General features: G+C 69.5%; 27 protein-coding genes. 7 read left to right on the top strand and 20 right to left on the bottom strand.

The genetic code is table 11. The features are described from left to right. Positions 1 to 2 precede the first annotated feature (2 nt). Positions 3 to 194, top strand: coding sequence for a hypothetical protein (locus tag VJT49_RS00155; protein WP_324161848.1), 192 nt, complete (start codon positions 3 to 5; stop codon positions 192 to 194). 73 nt (positions 195 to 267) lie between these two features. Here VJT49_RS00155 and VJT49_RS00160 read toward each other — a convergent pair whose 3' ends face one another. The 12 genes from VJT49_RS00160 to VJT49_RS00215 form a co-directional block, all read right to left on the bottom strand. Then, the gene (locus VJT49_RS00160; protein ID WP_324161850.1) at positions 268 to 1,137 is read right to left on the bottom strand and encodes a MoxR family ATPase; all 870 of its coding nucleotides are present in this window, start codon (positions 1,135 to 1,137) and stop codon (positions 268 to 270) included. Between the two features lie 11 nt (positions 1,138 to 1,148). Continuing rightward, a complete protein-coding gene (locus VJT49_RS00165; protein ID WP_324162024.1) occupies positions 1,149 to 1,691 on the bottom strand; it encodes a nucleotidyltransferase family protein in 543 nt (180 codons plus the stop codon). A gap of 37 nt (positions 1,692 to 1,728) precedes the next feature. Further along, entirely contained in the window at positions 1,729 to 2,517 is a 789-nt protein-coding gene (locus VJT49_RS00170) for an IclR family transcriptional regulator (protein ID WP_324161852.1), read from the bottom strand. A 3-nt stretch (positions 2,518 to 2,520) separates the two neighbouring features. Then, positions 2,521 to 2,916, bottom strand: coding sequence for a 4-carboxymuconolactone decarboxylase (gene pcaC / locus VJT49_RS00175; RefSeq protein WP_324161854.1), 396 nt, complete (start codon positions 2,914 to 2,916; stop codon positions 2,521 to 2,523). Further along, positions 2,913 to 3,677 carry a 3-oxoadipate enol-lactonase gene (gene pcaD / locus VJT49_RS00180; protein ID WP_324161856.1) on the bottom strand — a complete coding sequence of 255 codons (765 nt, stop codon included), beginning with the start codon at positions 3,675 to 3,677 and terminating at the stop codon, positions 2,913 to 2,915. Before pcaD ends, pcaC begins: the two co-directional genes overlap by 4 nt. Further along, on the bottom strand, positions 3,674 to 5,002 hold the full coding sequence (pcaB, locus tag VJT49_RS00185; protein WP_324161858.1) for a 3-carboxy-cis,cis-muconate cycloisomerase: 1,329 nt from the start codon (positions 5,000 to 5,002) through the stop codon (positions 3,674 to 3,676). Before pcaB ends, pcaD begins: the two co-directional genes overlap by 4 nt. Positions 5,003 to 5,127: 125 nt before the next feature. Then, positions 5,128 to 5,673, bottom strand: coding sequence for a protocatechuate 3,4-dioxygenase subunit alpha (gene pcaG / locus VJT49_RS00190; RefSeq protein WP_324161860.1), 546 nt, complete (start codon positions 5,671 to 5,673; stop codon positions 5,128 to 5,130). 217 nt (positions 5,674 to 5,890) lie between these two features. Continuing rightward, a complete protein-coding gene (pcaH, locus tag VJT49_RS00195; protein WP_324161862.1) occupies positions 5,891 to 6,628 on the bottom strand; it encodes a protocatechuate 3,4-dioxygenase subunit beta in 738 nt (245 codons plus the stop codon). Between the two features lie 91 nt (positions 6,629 to 6,719). After that, positions 6,720 to 7,895, bottom strand: a complete 1,176-nt coding sequence (locus tag VJT49_RS00200) for a thiolase family protein (protein WP_324161864.1) — start codon at positions 7,893 to 7,895, stop codon at positions 6,720 to 6,722. After that, positions 7,892 to 8,665: a CoA-transferase subunit beta gene (locus tag VJT49_RS00205; protein ID WP_324161866.1), complete on the bottom strand. Its 774-nt coding sequence runs from the start codon at positions 8,663 to 8,665 to the stop codon at positions 7,892 to 7,894. The genes VJT49_RS00200 and VJT49_RS00205 overlap by 4 nt, the downstream gene beginning before the upstream one ends. Continuing rightward, positions 8,662 to 8,889: a hypothetical protein gene (locus VJT49_RS00210; protein WP_324161868.1), complete on the bottom strand. Its 228-nt coding sequence runs from the start codon at positions 8,887 to 8,889 to the stop codon at positions 8,662 to 8,664. The genes VJT49_RS00205 and VJT49_RS00210 overlap by 4 nt, the downstream gene beginning before the upstream one ends. Next, positions 8,886 to 9,710 carry a CoA transferase subunit A gene (locus VJT49_RS00215; RefSeq protein WP_324161870.1) on the bottom strand — a complete coding sequence of 275 codons (825 nt, stop codon included), beginning with the start codon at positions 9,708 to 9,710 and terminating at the stop codon, positions 8,886 to 8,888. Before VJT49_RS00215 ends, VJT49_RS00210 begins: the two co-directional genes overlap by 4 nt. A gap of 80 nt (positions 9,711 to 9,790) precedes the next feature. Between VJT49_RS00215 and VJT49_RS00220 the strand changes: the two genes are divergently transcribed. From VJT49_RS00220 to VJT49_RS34980, 3 genes are all read left to right on the top strand, one after another. After that, positions 9,791 to 10,744, top strand: coding sequence for a D-glycerate dehydrogenase (locus VJT49_RS00220; RefSeq protein WP_324161872.1), 954 nt, complete (start codon positions 9,791 to 9,793; stop codon positions 10,742 to 10,744). 25 nt (positions 10,745 to 10,769) lie between these two features. Then, the gene (locus tag VJT49_RS00225) at positions 10,770 to 11,462 is read left to right on the top strand and encodes an HAD family hydrolase (RefSeq protein WP_324161874.1); all 693 of its coding nucleotides are present in this window, start codon (positions 10,770 to 10,772) and stop codon (positions 11,460 to 11,462) included. 508 nt (positions 11,463 to 11,970) lie between these two features. Further along, on the top strand, positions 11,971 to 12,750 hold the full coding sequence (locus tag VJT49_RS34980; RefSeq protein WP_414635755.1) for a hypothetical protein: 780 nt from the start codon (positions 11,971 to 11,973) through the stop codon (positions 12,748 to 12,750). Between the two features lie 53 nt (positions 12,751 to 12,803). Here the strand turns inward: VJT49_RS34980 and VJT49_RS00235 are convergent, their stop codons facing one another. Next, positions 12,804 to 13,118 (bottom strand): iron-sulfur cluster biosynthesis family protein, encoded by a 315-nt coding sequence (locus VJT49_RS00235; protein ID WP_324161877.1) that lies wholly within the window; start codon positions 13,116 to 13,118, stop codon positions 12,804 to 12,806. An 88-nt stretch (positions 13,119 to 13,206) separates the two neighbouring features. After that, positions 13,207 to 13,653 (bottom strand): hypothetical protein, encoded by a 447-nt coding sequence (locus tag VJT49_RS00240; protein WP_324161878.1) that lies wholly within the window; start codon positions 13,651 to 13,653, stop codon positions 13,207 to 13,209. A gap of 99 nt (positions 13,654 to 13,752) precedes the next feature. Here VJT49_RS00240 and VJT49_RS00245 point away from each other — a divergent pair, with 99 nt between their 5' ends. Then, a complete protein-coding gene (locus tag VJT49_RS00245; protein ID WP_324161880.1) occupies positions 13,753 to 14,163 on the top strand; it encodes a GtrA family protein in 411 nt (136 codons plus the stop codon). A 334-nt stretch (positions 14,164 to 14,497) separates the two neighbouring features. Next, positions 14,498 to 15,151, top strand: coding sequence for an RNA polymerase sigma factor ShbA (gene shbA, locus VJT49_RS00250; RefSeq protein ID WP_414635756.1), 654 nt, complete (start codon positions 14,498 to 14,500; stop codon positions 15,149 to 15,151). Here shbA and VJT49_RS00255 read toward each other — a convergent pair. Both VJT49_RS00255 and VJT49_RS00260 read right to left on the bottom strand, forming a co-directional pair. Then, positions 15,142 to 16,122 carry a TIGR03557 family F420-dependent LLM class oxidoreductase gene (locus VJT49_RS00255; protein WP_324161882.1) on the bottom strand — a complete coding sequence of 327 codons (981 nt, stop codon included), beginning with the start codon at positions 16,120 to 16,122 and terminating at the stop codon, positions 15,142 to 15,144. The two genes, shbA and VJT49_RS00255, sit on opposite strands and share 10 nt — an antisense overlap. Further along, the gene (locus VJT49_RS00260) at positions 16,101 to 16,430 is read right to left on the bottom strand and encodes a WhiB family transcriptional regulator (RefSeq protein WP_324162028.1); all 330 of its coding nucleotides are present in this window, start codon (positions 16,428 to 16,430) and stop codon (positions 16,101 to 16,103) included. Before VJT49_RS00260 ends, VJT49_RS00255 begins: the two co-directional genes overlap by 22 nt. A 100-nt stretch (positions 16,431 to 16,530) precedes the next feature. On the opposite strand from VJT49_RS00260, the gene VJT49_RS00265 reads away from it, so the two are divergent. Continuing rightward, the gene (locus VJT49_RS00265) at positions 16,531 to 17,205 is read left to right on the top strand and encodes a FadR/GntR family transcriptional regulator (RefSeq protein ID WP_324161884.1); all 675 of its coding nucleotides are present in this window, start codon (positions 16,531 to 16,533) and stop codon (positions 17,203 to 17,205) included. Positions 17,206 to 17,275: 70 nt separating this feature from the next. Here the strand turns inward: VJT49_RS00265 and VJT49_RS00270 are convergent, their stop codons facing one another. The 4 genes from VJT49_RS00270 to VJT49_RS00285 all read right to left on the bottom strand — a co-directional run bounded on the left by VJT49_RS00270 (position 17,276) and on the right by VJT49_RS00285 (position 20,170). Further along, positions 17,276 to 17,464 carry a hypothetical protein gene (locus tag VJT49_RS00270; protein ID WP_324161886.1) on the bottom strand — a complete coding sequence of 63 codons (189 nt, stop codon included), beginning with the start codon at positions 17,462 to 17,464 and terminating at the stop codon, positions 17,276 to 17,278. Positions 17,465 to 17,482: 18 nt separating this feature from the next. Further along, positions 17,483 to 18,229: an SDR family oxidoreductase gene (locus tag VJT49_RS00275; protein WP_324161888.1), complete on the bottom strand. Its 747-nt coding sequence runs from the start codon at positions 18,227 to 18,229 to the stop codon at positions 17,483 to 17,485. A gap of 70 nt (positions 18,230 to 18,299) precedes the next feature. Next, complete coding sequence (locus tag VJT49_RS00280) at positions 18,300 to 19,595, bottom strand: enolase C-terminal domain-like protein (RefSeq protein WP_324161890.1); 1,296 nt, start codon at positions 19,593 to 19,595, stop codon at positions 18,300 to 18,302. Positions 19,596 to 19,672: 77 nt separating this feature from the next. Next, positions 19,673 to 20,170, bottom strand: a complete 498-nt coding sequence (locus VJT49_RS00285; RefSeq protein WP_324161892.1) for a GNAT family N-acetyltransferase — start codon at positions 20,168 to 20,170, stop codon at positions 19,673 to 19,675. Positions 20,171 to 20,188: the final 18 nt, after the last annotated feature.

Consider the following 20,188-nt stretch of genomic DNA (forward strand, 5'->3'; position numbering starts at 1 on the left):
TCGTGCGGGCGCGGCGGACGGCCTGCGCGGAGTTCGCCGAGTTGTGGGAACGGCACGAGGTCGTCAAGCGCTTCGAAGACCACAAGACGCTCGTCCATCCCCAGCTCGGCGCGATCGAGGTCGACTGCCAGGTGCTGTTCACCGAGGATCAGAAGCCGCTGCTGGTGATCACCGCCACGCGGCGAGAACTATGAGAAGTTGCAGCTGCTCGGCGTACTCGGGACCGAGCGCCTCCCCGCCGACGGAGGGCCCGGTTGGAAACACTTCCTAAGCCAGCAAGGCGTCCAGTTTGGCGCGGACGCGGTCGATGTCCTCGCTGTACTTGAGGACGGCGCCCAGGGTTCGGGCAGCGGCCTCGGCGTCCAGTTCGTCGCGGTCGAGCGCGAGCAGGGCCTGCGCCCAGTCGAGGGATTCCGCGATGCCCGGCGGCTTCAGCAGCTCGAGCTCGCGCAGCCGGCGGACGGCCCCGGCGATCTGCGTCGCCAGGCGCTCGCCGACGCCCGGCAGACGGCGGCGCAGGATGGCGACCTCGCGGGACAGGTCCGGATGTTCGAGCCAGTGGTAGAGACAGCGGCGCTTGAGCGCGTCGTGGACCTCGCGGGTGCGGTTGGAGGTGAGGATCACCAGTGGCGGCTGTTCGGCCCGGATTTCGCCGTACTCCGGGATGGTCACCGCGTTTTCGTCGAGCAGTTGGAGCAGGAAGGCCTCGAACTCGTCGTCGGCGCGGTCGATCTCGTCGACCAGCAGCACGCAGGGGGCCGCGGTCAGTGCGCGCAGCAGCGGCCGGGCCAGCAGGAAACGCTCGGTGTAGAGGGACTGTTCGGCCGCGTTCACGTCCAGCGTTTCGCTGCCCGCTTCCAGGGCGCGCAGGTGCAGCAACTGACGCGGGAAGTCCCATTCGTAGAGCGCCTGCGCGGCGTCGATGCCCTCGTGGCACTGCAACCGGATGAGCGGCAGGTCCAGTGACTCGGCGAGAGACACCGCCAGCGAAGTCTTCCCGGTACCGGGTTCGCCTTCGCAGAACAGCGGTCGCCGCATCCGCAGCGCGAGGAACGCGGCCGTCGCCACGCCGTCGTCGGCAAGGTAGCCCACGCGCTCCAGCGTCTTCGCCAGCTCTTCGGGGGAATTGACCGTCACAGTTGCCCACACTACGGGTTCAGGTCGGCGGGGGTGTCGACGTCGGCGCCGCTTCCGAGGTCGGAGCAGTCGACGAGGCGCAGGTCCTGCCGTCCGGCGAGCCAGTCCCGGGCGCCGCGGTCGCCTCGCGCGCTGTCCGCGATCTCGGCCCACCAGCGGCGTCCGAAGAGGACGGGATGACCGGGCCTACCGTGATAGCTCGCCCGCGCGACGACCTCCGGGGAGGCGAGCGCACGCAGCCGGGCGACCACGCCGGCGTCGACCCCGGGCAGGTCGACAAGGTGGACCAGGACGGCGTCGGCGTCGGGAAGCGCCCGGAGACCAGCACGCAGTGACGCGCCCATGCCGTCCTGCCAGTCGGGGGCGTCGATCGCGATCGAAGGGTCGGGAAGGAGGGCACGCGCGTCTTCGGCCCGCGCGCCGAGCACGACCCGGATCGGCTCGCAGCCGCCGTCGGTCAGCACCCGCAACGCGCGCCGCACCAGCGGCTCCCCGTCCAGTTCGACGAGCGCCTTCGGCCGCCCGAACCGCCTGCCCGCGCCGGCCGCGAGCAACAAGCCCGCGCACCGTCCCTTGACGGGCGACCCGCGGTCAGCCACGGCGGGCCTGGGCCGGGCCGACGGCGAGGTCGGCTTCGATCCGTTTGGCGGCGGCGAACAGCGGCGGCACCATGTCCTCGCGGACCGACTCCAGGGTGTTCCGGCTCGCGTGGGTCGACACGTTCACGGCGGCCACCACGATCCCCTGCCGGTCCCGGACCGGGGCCGCCACCGAGCGCAGGCCCTCCTCGAGTTCCTGGTCCACCAGCGCCCAGCCCTGCTCGCGCACCTTGGCCAGCTCAGCCCGGAGCGAGGCGGGCGAGGTGAGCGTGTGCGACGTGAGCCGGTCCAGCCGGGCGTGCTCGAAGTACGCGGCAAGGGCGTCCGGGTCGAGCCCGGCAAGCAGCACGTGTCCCATCGACGTGGCGTGGGCGGGAAAGCGGGTCCCGACGTTGATGCTCACCGTCATGATCCGCGAGACCGCGACCCGCGCGACATAGACGATGTCGGTGCCCTCCAGGACGGACACCGAACTCGACTCGTGCACCTCCGCCGACAGCCGCTCCAGATGCGGCTGGGCGACTTCCGGCAGCGTCATGCTGGACAGGAAGGCATAACCCAGTTCCAGCACGCGCGCGGTGAGCGAGAAGTGCTTGCCGTCGGTGCGGACGTAACCGAGATCGACCAGGGTGAGCAGGAACCGCCGGGCCGCGGCTCTGGTCAGCCCGGTCGCACGGGCCACTTCGGACAGTGTCGGCTCCGGGGCTCCCGCGTTGAACGCGCGAATCACCGCCAGGCCGCGTTCGAGCGACTGCACGTGGTGTGATCCGCGGGTCTCCATTGGTCAGATGGTATTGGCGGACGGCTCGCCCAGTTCGGCCAGCGTCTTCTGCGCGATCGCGAAGGCCGCGTTGGCCGCGGGCACCCCGGCGTAGACCGCGGTGTGCAGCAGCACCTCGCCGATCTCGTCCGCGGTCAGGCCGTTGCCGATCGCGGCCCGCACGTGCATCGCGATCTCGTTTTCGCAGTGCAGGGCGGTGAGCACGGCCAGCGTGACGCAACTGCGGGTCCTGCGGTCCAGTCCGTCCCTGGTCCAGATCGAACCCCACGCCGAGCGGGTGATGTAGTCCTGGAACTTCCGGGTGAAATCGGTGGTGCCGGCGACGGCCCGGTCGACGTGCTCGTCGCCGAGCACCTCGCGCCGTACCGCCATCCCCGCCTCGAAAACCTCGTCGCTCACTTGATCGCCTCGATGATCAACTCGCTGAACCTCCCGGCCTGCTCGACGTTGCCCAGGTGGGCGGCCTGGGCGACGACCTCGAACCGGGCGCCCGGAATGCCGTCCGCGATGACCCTGCCGTGACCGGGAGGCAGGGCGGGGTCGTCCGCGCCGGAGATCACCAGTGCCGGTGCGGTGATCTTCGGCAGGTCCCCGACGAGGTCGAGGTCCGCCAGCACTTCACAGCAGGACGCGTAGCCGTCGCCAGGCGTGCGCGCGACCATTTCGCGCATCCGGCCGACCGCCTCAGGATTGGACGCCAGCCACGCTTCGGTGAACCAGCGTCCCATCGCGGCGCCGGCGATCTCCGCCATGCCCCCGGCACGTGCGTCGGCCGCCCGCTCGACCCACATCGACGCATTGCCGGGCCGGGCCGACGTGCAGCACAGCACCAGGCTCCGGACCCGGTCGGGCGCGTGCCCGCCGAGCCATATCCCGGTCATGCCGCCCAGGGACAGCCCCACGAAATGCGCCGCGGACACGCCGAGCCGGTCCAGCAGCGCCAGCACGTCCTCGCCGAGTTCCCGGAGGGTGTAGGGCCCGGCGGGCACCGGCGACTCGCCATGCCCCCGCGTGTCGTAACGCACGACCCGGAAGCCGTTGTCCGTCAACGGTTTCACCTGCGGGTCCCACATGTGCAGGTTGCTGCCGAGCGAGTTACTGAGCACCACGACGTCGCCGTCTGCGGGCCCGTCGATCACATGGTGAACCTCGACGCTCACGTTCCGCCTTTCTCGTGTGCCGTCAGAGCCCGCTCGACGAACAGCGGCGCACTGCCCAGATACCGCGCCGGGTCGAGCAGCTCGTGTATCCGCTCCGTGCTCAGATGCTTGCTGACCAACAGGTCCTGGGCCAGCAACTCCGCCAGCTCCCCTTCACCGGCCAACGCGCGTTTCGTGCACGCGGCCACCGCGTCGTGTGCGGCCAGCCGACCTGTCGTGGCAGCCAGTTCGCTGGCGACCCGCTCCGACAGCAAAGCGCCGCCGGTGATCTCGAGGTTGGCCCGCATCCGATCAGGATCCACCACCAGCCGCGCCAGGCTCGTCCGCAGCCAGTGGACCGCGGATCCGGTGCCGCGGAACAACTCGGTGAGTGGCCGCCACTCGGCATGCCATGACCCGGCGGCGCGCTGGTATTCCTGCGCCATCGCGCCGAGCAGCGTGCTCACCAGCCCGGGTGCCTGCTGGGCGGCGGCCTGCGCGGCCACCGCGGCGACCGGGTTTCGCTTGTGCGGCAAGGTCGACGAGCCGCCCGCGCCTTCGGCCTGCTCGTAGACCTCGGCGACCTCGGTCTGCGCGAGCAGCACGATCGTGCGGGTGATCCCGGCGACGGTCCCGCAGGTTTGCCCGAGCGCCCCGGCGAGTTCGGCGATCCGGCCGCGTTCGGTGTGCCAGGGCAGCGCGGGTTCGGCGAGTTCGAGGCGCCGGCTGAACGCGGTCAGCACGGCAGGCCCGTACGCGCCGAGGGAGGCGAGCGTGCCAGTGGCTCCGCCGAGCTGGGCGGCGAGCCGCACCGAGCGCAACCTCTCGATCGCACCGTCCAAACCGGACAACCATCCCGCCGCGGCGAACCCGAAGGTCACCGGCAGCGCCTGCTGGAGCAGTGTCCGTCCGGCCTGGACGGTCGAGGCATGCTCGCGGACCAGCTCCGCGACCTGGTCCGCGCACGCTTCCAGGTCCGCCAGCAGCGGTTCGAGCGCGCGCTTGGCGACCAGCATCGCCGCGCTGTCCATCACGTCCTGACTCGTCGCTCCGAAGTGGACATAGCGGGCAGCCTCGCCGCCGACCTTCGCGGTCAGCTCGCGAACCAGCGGCGCCGCGGGATTGCCGACACCGACCGCTTTCGCCCCGATCTCCGCCACGTCGAAGTAGCCCTCACGGCACACGTCGGCGATCCGGTCGGCGTGCTCGGCCGGGATGACCCCGACGTCGGCCTCGGCCTGTGCGAGCGCCGCTTCGACGTCGAGCAGCGCACGCAACCAGGCCGCGTCCCCGGCCTCGTCCCGGACCGGGCCCGCGGCCAGCAGCGGATCGAACAGCTCAGGCACGAAGGATTGGTCTCCTCTCGGGCAATCAACCACGCTCGCTGCCCCACGCCCGAAGGGCGGACGAACGCGGAGCCAGACCATCGGCCTGTCTACGCGTTCGTGCCAGCGGTTGGCAACGGCGCTGGTCAAACATCAAGGAACACAGTTTCCCCGGGTCCCTGCAGGTACACGTCGAATCGGTAGCCGTCCTCGGTCTTGGTGGCGACGAGCGTGTCACGCCGATCCTCCGGGACCGAGTTGAGCACCGCGTCGGCCGCGTTCGCCTCGGCGTTCTCCGGGAAGTAGATCCGCGTGACGACCCGATTCAGCAGGCCGCGGGCGAACACCGAGACGTCGATGTGCGGCGCCTGGTCCTTGCCGTCGCTACCGGGGACAACGCCGGGCAGCAGCGTGAGGATCCCGTACGTGCCGTCGGACCCGGTCGGGCACCGGCCGAAGCCACGGAAACCTTCGACGCGGCCACGCGGATCGTCCGGGTGGTCGAAGCGGCCGCCGGGATCCGCCTGCCAGGTCTCGATCAGGGCATCCGGAACGGGGTCGCCCGCGCCGTCGGTGACCGTACCGCGGATCCACACCGCGCCCGGCGTGCCCTCCGGGACCACCGTCGGCCCGTCGGCCCATGGCAGCCCGATCGCCAGATAAGGCCCCACGGTCTGGGATGGCGTGCTCACTCGTCCTCCTTGTCCAGCGGGACACCCACACCCGGTCGGCACCCACGAGCAAGGCTTCGCGATTGTCGCCCGCCGGTGCCTCCAACGTCCAGCGGGACACCCACACCCGGTCGGCACCCACGAGCAAGGCTTCGCGATTGTCGCCCGCCGGTGCCTCCAACGTCCAGCGGGACACCCGCACCCGGTCGGACGAGCGAACAGAGAAAACGATCGTCGCTCACTCGTCCTCCTCGTTCTCGAAGACCGAGGCTTCGCGCCCACGCACGACGATGTCGAACTCGAAACCGAGCGCCCAGTGGTCGGTGGTGCGGCTGTGGTCGTACCGGGAAATCATCCGCTGCCGCGCCTTCTCGTCCGGCACCGAGTTGAAGATCGGGTCCTGGAAGAACAACGGGTCGTCCGGGAAGTACATCTGCGTGACCAGGCGCTGGGTGAACGCGGTGCCGAACACCGAGAAGTGGATGTGCGCCGGGCGCCACGCGTTGTCGTGGTTCTTCCACGGGTACGCGCCGGGCTTGATCGTGGTGAACTCGTAGTGCCCGTCCGCGTCGGTGATGGTGCGGCCCAGCCCGTCGAAGTTCGGGTCGAGAGTGCCCGGCCAGTTGTCGCCGATGTGCCGGTAGCGGCCCGAGGCGTTGGCCTGCCAGATCTCGACCAGCGAGTTCGAAATCGGCCTTCCGTCGCCGTCGAGCAGCCTGCCGTGCACGACGATCCGCTGCCCGACCGGCTCGCCCTCGTGCTGCCGGGTCAGGTCGTTGTCCACGTCGCCGAGCCTGCCCGGCCCCAGCAGCGGCCCGGTGACCTCGGTCAGCTGCTGCGGCACCATGACCAGGGGCTGCTTCGGGTGCCGCAGTTTCGTCGAGCGGTAGCCCGGCGAGTCGAGCGGCGGATGCGTGCCCTCCGGGTCCCGCCGGTAGCGCGGCAGGGTCAACCTGCGACTGGCCGGAGCTGCCATTGCGAATTCTCCTTTTCTTCCGGCGACTTCGCGCGCGGGGCGCGGTCAGGCCTCACCTTGAATGCCGCCATTCCGCTCCCCGATCGACGCGCTACGCTTCCAGGACGACCGCGAGTCCCTGTCCCACACCGATGCAGATCGCCGCCAGCCCCCAACCGCCACCGCGGCGGCGCAGGTCGTGGGCGAGCGTGCCGAGGATCCGGCCGCCGGAGGCGCCGAGCGGATGGCCGATGGCGATCGCGCCGCCGTGGACGTTGACGATCGACGGGTCCAGTTTCGGCCAGTCCGCGAGGCAGGCCAGCGACTGCGCGGCGTACGCCTCGTTCAGTTCGACCGCCGCCAGGTCCGCCCAGCCGATCCCGGCCCGCTCCAGCGCGATCTCCGCGGCGCGCACCGGGCCGATGCCGAAGACGTCCGGGTCGACCCCGGCCGCGGCGCGACCGGCGATCCGCGCCAGCGGGGTCCTGCCGAGCCGCTCGGCGGCCTTCTCGTCACCCAGCAGCACGGCGGAAGCGCCGTCGTTGAGCGGGGAGGCGTTGCCGGCCGTGATCGTGCCGGCCTGGCGGAAAGCGGGCTTCAGCTTGGCCAGTTTGTCCAAAGTGGAGTCCGGTCGGACACCCTCGTCGCGGGTCAGGTCGGTGCCGGGCACCGGGACCACGAGGTCGTCGTAGAAACCCTCGTCCCATGCCTTGGCCGCGTTGAGATGGCTGCGCAGGGCGAACTCGTCCTGCTGCTCACGCGTGATGCCGTAGCGCTCGGCGAGCCGTTCCGTGCTTTCGCCGAGCGAGATCGTCCACTGCTCGGGCATCTCGGGGTTGACCATCCGCCAGCCCAAGGTGCTCGAATGCAGGGTCTGGTTCCCCGCCGCGAATGCCTTTTCCGGCTTGAGCAGGATCAGCGGCGCGCGGCTCATCGACTCCACGCCACCGGCGACGACCAGCGACGCGTCGCCGACCGCGATGGACCGGCTGGCCTGCATGACCGCGTCGAGCCCGGACCCGCACAACCGGTTGACCGTGGTGCCGGGCACGGAGGTCGGCCAGCCCGCGAGGATCGTCGCCATCCTGGCCACGTTGCGGTTGTCCTCGCCCGCCTGGTTCGCGTCGCCGAGCACGACTTCGTCCACTGTGGATGGATCGAGACCGGTGCGGGCGGCCAGTTCCCGCAGCACGTGTGCGGCCAGGTCGTCGGGGCGGACGCCGGACAGCGCACCGCCGTACCGGCCGAACGGGGTGCGGACAGCGTCGAGGACGAATGCGTCGGTCATTTGGCCGCCTTCAGCTCGCGCAGGGCCTTCAACTCGGCTTCGGTCGGGGCAGGGGTTCGGGACAGCTCCGGCGAGACCGTGAGGTCCCAGCCCGTCGCCTCGCGCACCTGCTCGACCTCGACCCCCTCGTGCAGCTGCGTCAGCACCAGCTCGGAAGTCTCCGGATCGGGCCGGAACACGCCGAGGTCGGTGATCACCAGCGTCGGGCCCGCCCCGCGCAGGCCGAGCCGCTCACGGTCGCCCTTGCCCCGGCCGTGCCCGAAGGAGGTGACGAAGTCGACCCGCTCGACGAAACTCCGCCTGCTCTGCCGCACCACCACGAACACCTCCTGGCAGGACGCGGCGATCTCCGGAGCGCCACCGGCTCCGGGCAGGCGGACCTTCGGGTTGGCGTAGTCGTCGCCGATGACCGTGGTGTTGATGTTGCCGAACTTGTCCAGCTGCGCGGCGCCGAGGAAACCGACGTCGATGCGGCCGGGCTGCAGCCAGTAGTTGAACACCTCGGGCACGCTGATCACCGCGTCCGCGGTCTTGGCCAGGATCCCGTCGCCGATGGACGCGGGCAGGCGGCTCGGCTTCGAACCGAGCGTGCCGGATTCGTAGATCAGCACGAGGTCCGGCGCGTGCGTGCGGCGCGCGAGGTTGGCGGCCGTGGAGGGCAGGCCGATGCCGACGAAGACTCGCTGCCCGCCGCTCAGCGCACGGGCGGCGGCGATCGACATCATCTCGTCGGAGGTGTACGTCTGCCCCGACTCCGCGACTACGGTCATTTCGCCTCCCGTGTCCTGCGGGACACCCGCACCCGGTCGGCACCCACGAGCGGGGCTTCGCGATTGTCGCCCGCCGGTGCCTCCAGTGTCCTGCGGGACACCCGCACCCGGTCGGCACCCACGAGCGGGGCTTCGCGATTGTCGCCCGCCGGTGCCTCCAACGTCCAGCGGGACACCCACACCCGGTCGGCACCCACAAGCAGGGCTTCGCGACTGTCGCTCATCGTGCCTCCTGGAGGGTCTCGCCGAACACCTTCTCGTTCAGCCACTGCTCGAACGAGTCCCTATTCCGCCCAATGGAATCCCAATACTCGTAGTACGCGTTGTCCCGTTCGTAGTAGCCCTGGGCGTAGGAGGGGTGCGCACCGTGCGGGACCTCGGCCACCGCGGTGACCGCCCAACTCGGCAGCACCATGCCGCCCGGCACCGGGCTCAGCTCGTCGACGATTTCCTCGACGGTGACCAGGCTGCGTTCGGCCGCGAGCACGGCTTCCTTCTGCACCCCGACCAGTCCCCAGATCTGCACGTTGCCGGCGCGGTCGGCGCGCTGCGCGTGGATGATCGTGACGTCCGGGTTGATCGCGGGCACGGCGGTCAGTTGCTCGCCGGTGAACGGACAGGTGATCTGCTTGATCGTGTCGGTGTGGCCGGGCAGGTCGGTGCCGATGTACCCGCGCAGCACCGCGAACGGCAGGCCGGAGGCGCCGGCGACATAACGGTTGGCCATCCCGGCGTGGCTGTGCTCCTCGATCTCCAGCGGGACCGGCCACGAGTTCTGCACCGCGTCGCGGAACCGGTGCAACGAGCCCACACCCGGGTTTCCGCCCCACGAAAAGATCAGTTTGCGCGCGCAGCCGGCGCCGATCAGCTGGTCGTAAATGATGTCGGGGGTCATGCGGACCAGGGTGAGGTTCCGGCGCCGCTGGCGGATGATCTCCTGACCTGCGGCATGCGGGATGAGGTGGGTGAATCCTTCGAGCGCCACCGTGTCACCGTCGTGGACCAGCCCGGCGACGGCTTCGGCGAGGGACAGTATGTCAGCCATGACTCGTTCCGTTCGCAATCCGAACAAAAGTTCTCCATATGAACTTACGTCGTCCGCCCCGCTTGGTGCAAGGTGGGCACATGCGGATCGTGGTCACCAGGCGGGTACCCGAAGCGGCGCTCGACATCTTGCGAGAGGCGGGCGAGGTGTGGATGTCGGACGTGGATCGTCCGCTGAGCCCCGACGAACTGCGGAAGGCTGCGCGCGGCGCGGCCGCGATCGTGAGCATGCTGCACGACCGCATCGACGGCACCGTCGCCGACTCGGCCGGCCCTGGCCTGCGCGTGGTCGCGAACGTCGCGGTCGGTTACGACAATGTCGACGTGGCGGCACTGGCCGAGCGGGGCGTGCTGGTGACCAACACACCCGGCGTGCTCACCGACGCGACCGCGGACCTGACCTTCGGCCTGCTGCTCGCGCTCACCCGCCGGATCGCCGAGGGCGACCGCCTGCTGCGGGCGCGGCGGCCGTGGTCGTTCCACCTCGGCTTCATGCTGGGCGCGGGACTGCGGGGCAAGACCCTGGGCATCGTGGGGCTCGGCCAGATCGGGCAGGCGGTGGCGCGCCGGGCGAAGGCCTTCGGCATGCGGATCATCTACAGTGGACGGTCTCGCTCCGCCGCGGAGGCCGGGCTCGACGCGCGTTTCGTGCCCACCGCGGAGTTGCTGGCGACGGCGGACGTGGTGTCCCTGCACTGCCCGCTCACCCCCGAGACCACGCACCTGATCGACGCCGAAGCACTCGCCGTGATGAAACCGGGCGCGTTCCTGGTCAACACCACCCGCGGCCCGGTCGTCGACGAACCCGCGCTCGCCGACGCGTTGCTGCACGGGGAAATCGCGGGAGCCGCACTCGACGTGTTCGAAAAGGAACCCGAGGTCGAACCGCGGCTGCTGGAACTGGACAACGTCGTGCTGACCCCGCATCTGGGCTCGGCGACGGTGGAGACCCGCACCGAGATGGCACTGCTGGCCGCCCGGAACGTCGCCGCAGTGCTGTCCGGCGGCGAGCCGCTAAACCCCGTGCACCCTTGATTGGTACGACAGTACTATTCCGGGCATGCGACACACGGAGCAGGTTCTGGTGTTCGACGCCGATGACACCCTGTGGGAAAACAACGTCGTCTTCGAGCGCGTCATCGACGACTATCTCGATTGGCTCGCGCATCCCACCCTCGGCAAAACGGAACTGCGGGCCGTCCTCGACCACGTCGAGCGCGCCAACTCCGCCGTACACGGCTACGGCACCCGGATCTTCCTGCGCAGCCTGCGCGAATGCTTCGAGAAGCTGCGAGAACGGCCGGCGACGGAACCGGAGCGGCGGGAAATCCTGGCACTGGCGGACGCGCTGATCAACCACCGCGTCGAGTTGATCCCCGGGGTCGCCGAGACCCTGGACGAGTTGCGCGGGCGTCATCACCTCCTGCTGCTCACCAAGGGCGACACCGAGGAGCAGCAGCGCAAGATCGACGCCTCCGGGCTCGCCGGTCACTTCGAAAGCGTGCACATCGTGCCCGAGAAGCACGCCGGCATCTATCTGCGGCTGGTCGGGCAACACGGGTGGACGCCGACGGACGCCTGGATGATCGGCAACTCTCCGGCGTCCGACATCCAACCCGCGCGGCAGGCCGGGATGAACGCCGTGTTCATCCCGAACGACAACACCTGGACACTGGAAGGCTGCGAACTCGACCCGGCCGACAACCGCGTCCTCCGCCTCGACCGGTTCCCCGACCTCCTTCGACACTTCTAGCGCCTCGACATAGACCAGTAGGCGAGTTTCGCCTTCCGCAGCCGAAAACCCATCGGTCGAACTCGCTCCGACGTGTTCTGATCTCCCGCACCTCTCCCGCGCCGGGCATGGCGAATCCCCACTCGGAACGGGTGCGGAGATCCGGCTGCCAAAGCCTGCCGTCACAATGGAGTGAGGATATCCGCCGGCTCGACCCCACTTTTCCCGCACGGCTACCGGCACGGTTCCTGGTGCTGGAGCGAGGTCCTCACCCGTGTAACGAGTATCGGCCGCCTGGCCGTGGCGGTGGACATCGCGGGGCACGGGCTTCACGCCCGACGGCCACAGTGCCTGACCAAGCACTGCCTGACCAAGCACTGCCTGACCAAGCGCCCGCCATCGCCGGAAACCGTGGCCACCGAGGTGTCGCCGGTGACGGGGGTAGACCTCGACCAGGCAGGCGACCTGCTGGTCTCGCAGATCAAGGAGGGTCGGCCGGGGCGGCCCGGTCACGGTGGTGGCGCACAGCATGGGCGGCACCGTGCCGACGCGGGCGGCCCAAACGGTGCCGGAGTTGGTGGCACACGCGGTGTATCTGACCGCTTTCGTGCCGGCCTCAAACGTTCCGGCCGTCGCATACGCGCGGATGCCCGAGAACGCGGACGCATTGATCGGACGAGCCTTACGGGCCAACCCGGCCGAGGTCGGCGCACAGCGGCTCGACCCCGCCTCGGACGATCCGGCCTATCGTCAGCAGCTGGCAGACGCGTTCTACAGCGATGTCGACCCGTCCGTCGCCGACGCCGCCATGGGACTGCTGACGCCCGACGCTCCGGCCGGCATCGCGCTCGGTGCCACCATGCTGACTCGCGACGGCTGGGGCTCGGTGCCCCGCACGTATGGTGCTCGACGGTTGCTTCCCGCTCGTTGTCCGCGCCACCTCGCCAGGTCCGCCAGGCGGCACGGAGTCCGAGCAGCAGCGGCTGGCAGGCATGTGCACTCGCGACAACGCGATCCGTCCGGCCCCGCAGCAGAAGTTCATCAGCGAGGCAGACGCGGCATTTCCCGACAACCCGACCTCCGTGGTGGCGCTCGACGCCTCTCACTCACCGTTCCTTTCGATGCCTCACCAGGTGGCCGACATCGTGGCGAAGCTGGGCTGAGAAGCCGCTCGACAAAACTCCTGAGGCAGCCCGGAGCTGGGCGGGCTCCCTTGTGGAACGGGAACTCGCGGTGCGGAGAGGGAAACGCGGACGCTGGAACGCCCGGCGGGTGCGGGTCTGGCCGGGTGCGAAAAGGCCCAACGTGACGTTCGAAGCCGGACGTCACGTCGGGCCGGGTACTTCGATCAGGCGGCTCCGGTCATACGGGAGGGGCGCCCGGAGCAGGCTGCGGCATCACCGCGAAGTTCAGCTGGCCCGACTCGTCCTGCTGGACGTCGAGCACCTTGTCATCGAGGAACTGGGCCGCCTGCGGTTCCAGGAACACCCTGGCCCCGCCCTCGGTGCCAAGGACCTGGTCCCCGGCCTCCGGCTGGTCGGCCACGGACAGCGCGAGCTGCGCGCCCGAATCCTGCTGAGCCTGGACCTCGAAGCGCAGCCCGCCCGTTTCCTGCTTTCCTTCTTGTGCGGTGAGCGCGGTGATCGCGTCCGCCGCGGCATCGGTCATCGCGAGCATGGTCTACATCCCTTCGGTTACGTGCGCTCGTACCACCGACCGTAGGCGCACGCGATCGTGCTCGCAGAGCGACCCTCGGTGATCGATCTCACGGTTCGGGTGGCGTCCTGATGGTCTGGGCGACCGAGCCGCCCGGTTTGTCCGCGTTCTGGTCTTCCTCCACCGAAGGCACCCGGCCTTCGCGATCTTCGGGCATGGCGAACGGTTCCTCGACGGGGTCGGCGTCGGCCGTCGTGTCGTCGATCGTTTCGTCGAGTTCATCGGCCGGCGTCGCGGCGACGGGCCGTTCGGGCACGTCGTCCGGCTGGACGTCCGGCTGCTCCTGGCGCAACCTGTCGCCCAGGCTCTCCCCTTCGTGCTCTTCGCCGGGTGTGGTACCGAAACGATCCGAGTGCGCGTACCGCTCCGGCGGCTCGACCCCCTCCTCGAGCGGGTCGACGCGGAGCCGGTCCTCGTCGAGGTCCTCGCTGCTGCTGAGCGCCGCCGGATCGGTCTCCACGACATCGGGAATCGGGTGTCCGTGAGCCTCACTCATAGCCTCGCGATACCCCGGGGCGCGATGAGCAAACGCCGAGATCGACGTCACTGCCGCCTGCGTAGCAAAAAGTTGCAGAGGCTAGATAAATTTTTTGGCATGGCCACCTCACTGTGGACGGGCGCCCGTCGCCATCCGGTGGTCTGGTACGTGCTGGCCGGTGCGGTGACCACCGGAGCGCAGGAGTTGCTGTTTCTCGCAGCACGGCCCGTGCTCGGTTCGGTCGCCGCGAACATCGTCGCCCTCGCGATCACCACGGTGGCCAATACCGAATTCCAGCGTCGCGTCACCTTCGCCGGGCATCGGGCCTCCAGGCTACGGCTGCACCTGCAGTCCGCCCTGACTTTCCTGTTCTACGCCGGCTACGGGTCGGTCGCGCTGATGTCGCTCGAAGCGATCATCCGGTCACCGTCCGCCACCTTGGAAGCCGTCGCCCTCGCGGTGGCGAGTATCGTTGGTGGCACCTTGCGATTTGCCATCCTTCGATGGTGGGTCTTCACGAGTCGCTAATTATCGCTTGCTACTCGTGATGCAAATTGGCGAAATGTGCATTCTGGCGCGCGATACTGCGCGAAACACACAGGTCTGGAGCGCCCCCGCGCGTCCAATTGCTGCAAATGGGCTATCTCTTCGTGAAATCTGGACTGCCAACGAGCGACCGCTTACGATTACGCACAGTCGCGTCGGTAGCGGGTTGGCAGGGTATGAATGGGAGTACCCGCTCACCGACGGTAATCAGGGACCCCGACGACGGCCGGTCGTAGGGTCGTCGCTGTCGTTGGGGAGCCGACTTATGAGAACGAACGTCCCGTCCGTTACTCCTGTGCCCGCTGAACCGCGGGAAGTGCCCGCTGAACCGCGGGAAGAACCGGGGTTCCTCACCCCGACCTCCTTCCCCCGCTCAGGCCAGCGGTTGACCAAGGAAGAACTGGACCCTGCCGTACGTGAGGCCGCGACCGGTGATCCGCAGGCCATCGACCGGCTCATCGCCATGATCACTCCGGTCGCCGTGAGATACTGCCGCGCCCGCCTCGGTGGCCGGGACCTTTCCTACCTGTCCGCGGACGACGTCGCGCAGGAGGTCTGCCTGGCCGTCCTACACGCGCTGCCCAACTACCAGGACCGCGGCGGCTCATTCCTGTATCTGGTGCACGCCATCGCCTCCAACAAGGTCGCCGACGCCTACCGGCTGGTCTCGCGCGACCGCTCCGACCCCATGGCCGAACTCCCCGAGCGCCCGCTCGCGCACAACGAGCCGGAAAAGCACGCGCTCAACGTCGACCTCGGCGACCGGCTGACCAAGCTGCTCGCCACACTGCCCCCGCTCCAGCAGGAGATCGTCACCCTGCGGATCGCGGTCGGGCTCTCCGCCGGGGAGACCGCGGAGGCCCTGGGCATCTCGCCCGGCAACGTCCGGGTGACCCAGCACCGTGCGCTGGCCAAGCTGCGCGCCTTGATCACTCGCGACGGCGACCTCATCGCGGACGATCAAAAGTAGGCCTTGCGCAACTCCGGCAGCAGCTCCGTGGCCGCGAAGTCGAAGAAGCCGTTTTGCTGGGCGCCACCGATCTGGACCAGGGCCAGGTCGGTGAAGCCCGCGTCGGCGAACGGCCGCGCGGCCTGCACGACCGCTTCGGGGTCCGGACCACACGGGATCGCCCCGGCGACGTCGGACTGGGTGACGAACTGGGTGGCCCCGGCGAAGGACGCGGGGCCGGGCAGCTCGGAATTGACCTTCCAACCACCGCCGAACCACCGGAACTGCTCGCGCGCCCGGCGTTCGGCGGCTTCGCGGTCGGGGTCCCAGCAGACCGGCAACTGACCGAACTTGCGCGTGCTGTCCTCGCCGACCTGGGCCCGCTCCTCGTCCCAGGCCCGGCAAAGCTCCCCCTTCGGCTCGGTGGCGATCATCGCGTCCGCCACCGGGGCGAACCGCTCCACGGACTGCCGACCGGACACCGCCACGCCGACCGGGGTCCGGCGCTCCGGCAAGTCCCACAGCTTCGCGGAGTCGACGCGGTAGTGCCGGCCGGTGTAGTTGACGTATTCGCCGTCGAAAAGGTCGCCGATGATCTCGACCGCCTCGCTGAGCATTTCGTGCCGGACATTCACCGGCGGCCAACCGCGGCCGATGACGTGCTCGTTGAGGTTCTCCCCCGCGCCGAGGCCGAGCAGGAACCGGTCGCCGGACAGCAGCGAAATGGTCGCGGCCTTCTGTGCCACCACCGCGGGGTGGTACCGCATGGTCGGACACGTCACGAAGGTCAGCAGCTCCACCCGTTCGGTCACCTGGGTGACCGCGCCCAGCACGCTCCACGCGTAGGGCGCATGCCCCTGCTCGTCCAGCCAGGGGAAGTAGTGGTCACTCATGACCTCGAACTCGAAGCCGGTTTCCTCCGCGGAGGCGGCGTGCCGGACCAGTTCCCGCGGCCCGGCCTGCTCGGTCATCAACGTGTAGCCGAAACGCACTCCTTCTCCCCTTCGTGCTCGTTCAGCAGCTGCTTGCGGCGGAGGATCGCGGCCCGCCGTTCGGTCTCGTCGAGCCCGCCCCAGACACCGAACGGCTCCTCCGCGGTGAGGGCGTGGTGCCGGCATTCCACGATCACCGGGCAGGACATGCAGATCCGCTTGGCCCGGGCCACCCGGTCCGCGCGGGCGAAGCCCCGCTCCCCGTCCGGATGGAAGAACACCGAACTGTCCAGATTGCGGCAGTTCCCGCGCCGCTGCCATTCCCAGGTTTCAGCGACCGGCGTGGGCAGCCGTGACGTGTCCGCCATGTCCTCACTCACCTCCGCGACCTTTCCAATTGCGCAGAGGTACTACCCACGTTCTCTCCCCGCTACACCTCGAGGTTGCGGGTAGTGGCAGGCTAAACGCATGCCGGTCACGGATGTCGCGATCGGGAAGATCAAGGGCATGATCCTTTCCGGCGAGCTGGCCCCGGGCGACCGCCTGCCCAAGGAGGCGGAGCTCGCCCAGCAACTCGGCCTTTCCCGTAGCTCGCTGCGGGAGGCCGTCAAGGCGTTGTGTCTGATCAGGGTGCTCGACGTGCGGCAGGGCGACGGCACCTACGTGACCAGCCTCCGGCCGGATCTGCTGCTCGACGCGATGACCTTCGTGGTCGACTTCCACCGCGACGACAGCGTGCTGGACTTCCTCGCCGTCCGCCGGATCCTCGAGCCGGCGGCCACCGCCATGGCCGCCCGCACCATGAGCGAGGCGGAGATCGCACGCCTTGGCCGGCTGCTCGACGAGGTGACCAGGGCGCCCACCGTCGAGGACCTGGTGGCCGGGGACCTGGCGTTCCACCGGCAGATCGCCGAGGGCTCCGGCAACCCCGTGCTGTGCTCGCTGCTCGAGGGCCTGTCCCGGCCGACCACCCGGGCGCGCATGTGGCGCGGCCTCACGCAGGAAGGCGCCCTGGACAAGACCCATGAGCAGCACGCGGCGATCTACCGGGCGATCGCCGCCCGCCAACCGGAGGTGGCCGCGTCCTGGGCCACCGTGCACATCGCCGGCGTCGAGGACTGGCTGCGCTCCACGCTCGCCTGAGCGTCACGGCGGTCCGGGCACCGATGTCCATGGGGCCGCGAGCAAGGCGGGTCTCGTTCGGAGGCCAACGCTACTCACGGCCACCATTGATGTCGATCGAGTCAGGGACCATCGAGCACGCCGCCGCGTTCGACGCGCTCGGCAGCCCCGGCGCCGGTCGGCTCGGCGTCACCGCACGCAACGTCCCGGCAAGCAGGACGTCTGGCTCGACGACTCCGGCGGAGACTACTGCCGGCTCCTGGCCGACCCACTTGAACAACGTCGCGAGTAGACCGTCTCAGCTGGGGCGGACGCGGAGGCCCTGCATGCCGCCGTCGACGGCGAGTGCGGTGCCGGTGGTGGCGCTCGAGAGCGGGCTGGCCAGATGGGCGATCGCGTGGCCGACTTCGCGGGCGGTGACCAGCCGGCCGGTGGGCTGCCGCGCCGCCAGCGCCGCGCGTTCGGCCTCCGGGTCGGGGGCGGCGTCGAGCAGGCGGCCGACCCAGGGCGTGTCCACGGTGCCGGGGCACACGCAGTTGACCCGGATGCCTTCGCGCACGTGGTCGGCGGCCATGGCCTGGGTCAGCGACAGCACGGCACCCTTGCTCGCCGAATACAACGCCCGCTGCGGCAGCCCCGCGGTCGCCGCGATCGAACAGATGTTGACGATCGCGGGATGCGCCGAGCACCGCAGGTACGGGAGGGCGGCGCGGCTCACCCGGGCCATGCCGACCACGTTCACGTCGAAGACCCGGTGCCATTCCTCGTCGCTGTTCGCGGTCACGTCGCCCTGTGCCCCGAGCCCGGCATTGTTGACCACGATGTCGATCCCGCCGAACCGCTCGGCGACCGCGGAAACCGCGGCGACGACGCTGACATCGTCCGTGACGTCGCACGGGAAGGCCGTCAGCGGTTCGGCCGCGTCCGGCTTCAGGTCCAGCACGGCTACCCGTGCGCCACGTTCCGCGAGCGTTTCCGCGGCAGCCAGGCCGATGCCCGACGCGCCACCGGTCACCACCGCCACCAAGCCGTCAAACTCGCTCACTGCTGCCTCCTGTGTTCTGCGGGACACCCACACCCAGTCGGCCACCACGAGCACAGCCGCCCACTGTCACTCACGCCTGCCTCCATTCGGGGCCGTCCGGGAACCGGAACCGGGTCAAGGTCCCGTCCCGCATCTGCGCGGAAAACCCGGGGGCCGTCGGGGTGACGTACCGGCCATCGCGCACCAGCGCCGGATCGGTGAAGTGCTCGTGCAGGTGATCCACCCACTCGACGGCACGATCGGTGTCGCTGCCGGACACCGCCACGTAGTCGAACATGGCCAGGTGCCTCACCAGCTCGCACAGCCCCACCCCGCCGGCGTGCGGGCAGACCGGCACGCCGAACTTGGCCGCCAGCAGCAGGATCGCCACGTTCTCGTTGACCCCGCCCACCCGGCTGGCGTCCAGTTGCAGCACCGAGATCGCGTTCGCCTGCAGCAGCTGCTTGAAGATCACGCGGTTCTGGACGTGTTCCCCGGTGGCGACCTTGATCGGGGCGAGCGCGTTGGCGATGGCCGCGTGCCCGAGCACGTCGTCCGGTGAGGTGGGCTCCTCGATCCAGTACGGGTCGAACGGCGCGAGCGCGGTCATCCACTCGATGGCGGCGCCGACGTCCCAGCGCTGGTTGGCGTCGACCGCGACGCGCACGCCGTCCCCGACCGCTTCCCGGGCCAGGCGCATCCGCCGCAGATCGTCGTCCAGGCTCGCGCCGACCTTGAGCTTGATCATGTCGAAGCCATCGGTGACCGCCTGTTTCGCCAGCCGCACCAGCTTTGCGTCCGAGTAGCCGAGCCAGCCGGGCGTCGTGGTGTAGGCGGGGTAGCCGCGGGCGAGCAGCTTTTCGATGCGCTCGGCCTTGCCGGGCTCGGCCGCGCGGAGGATGTCCACGGCGTCCCGTTCGGTCAGCGCGTCCGAGAGGTACCGGAAGTCGATCAGCCCGGCGATCTGCTCCGGGCTCATCTCCGCCAGGAATCTCCACAATGGACGCTCAGCGCGCCGGGCCGCGAGGTCCCAGGCGGCGTTCACGACGGCCCCGACCGCCATGTGCGCGACCCCCTTCTCCGGGCCGAGCCAGCGCAGTTGCGAGTCGCCGACCAGAGTCGCCGACAGCGCGGCCAGCGCCGTCGCGTCCTCCGGCACCTCCCGGCCGGCCACCAGCGGTTCCAGCGCGTGGATCGCGGCGGCCTGGACGTCGTTCCCGCGCCCGATGGTGAAGGTGAAGCCGTAGCCGCTGGGGCCGTCGTCGGTGCGCAGCACGACGTACGCGGCCGAGTAATCGGGATCGGGGTTCATCGCGTCCGATCCGTCCAGTTCCCGCGAGGTGGGAAACCGGATGTCCTGTACCTCCAGGCCGGTGATGCGAGCCACGGACGCTCCCTGCTTCGTCGAACGGCAGACATCCGATGTATAGCCGATGAACTGTCTTAGAGCCAGGGGGGATTGCTTTACAGCCTCGAGCGAGCCCGGCAAACATCCGATCTGCGCAAGCTTTTCTCGAAGCAGTGGTCCACGTAGGGACCGTTGGTGTAAGGCTCGACTTCGACGTATTCATGGGCTGTATACAGGGCTTTGGCCTCGACGAGGTCACTACGAGTGTTCAGTCTCATGACTACGGCGCCCAGCTCACGCGCGGTCCTCTCGGCGGCGCTCAACAGGCGGGACCCGCCTCCGTGACCACGAGCCGCGGGGTAGACGAAAAGTTTCGTCAGCTCGGCGATCCGCGGATCCAGTAGCCGGAGCCCCACACATCCCGTCACCTTGTCGCCGTCCCTGGCCAGCAAGAACACCGCGAGATCCGCCGCGGGCTCCGCGGCCGGCGCGGCGTCGACCTCGGTCGAGGTCGCGGGTCGTCCGTAGAAGCGGCTGGCGACGTAGCCGAGGTAATCCCGGATCACTGTGACGGCCTCGGGACGGTCGATTGCGACGGGCTCAATGCTCCACACTCCGTTATCGTGCCCGAT

Source organism: Amycolatopsis sp. (genome assembly GCF_035276945.1).
Taxonomy (GTDB): domain Bacteria; phylum Actinomycetota; class Actinomycetes; order Mycobacteriales; family Pseudonocardiaceae; genus Amycolatopsis_E.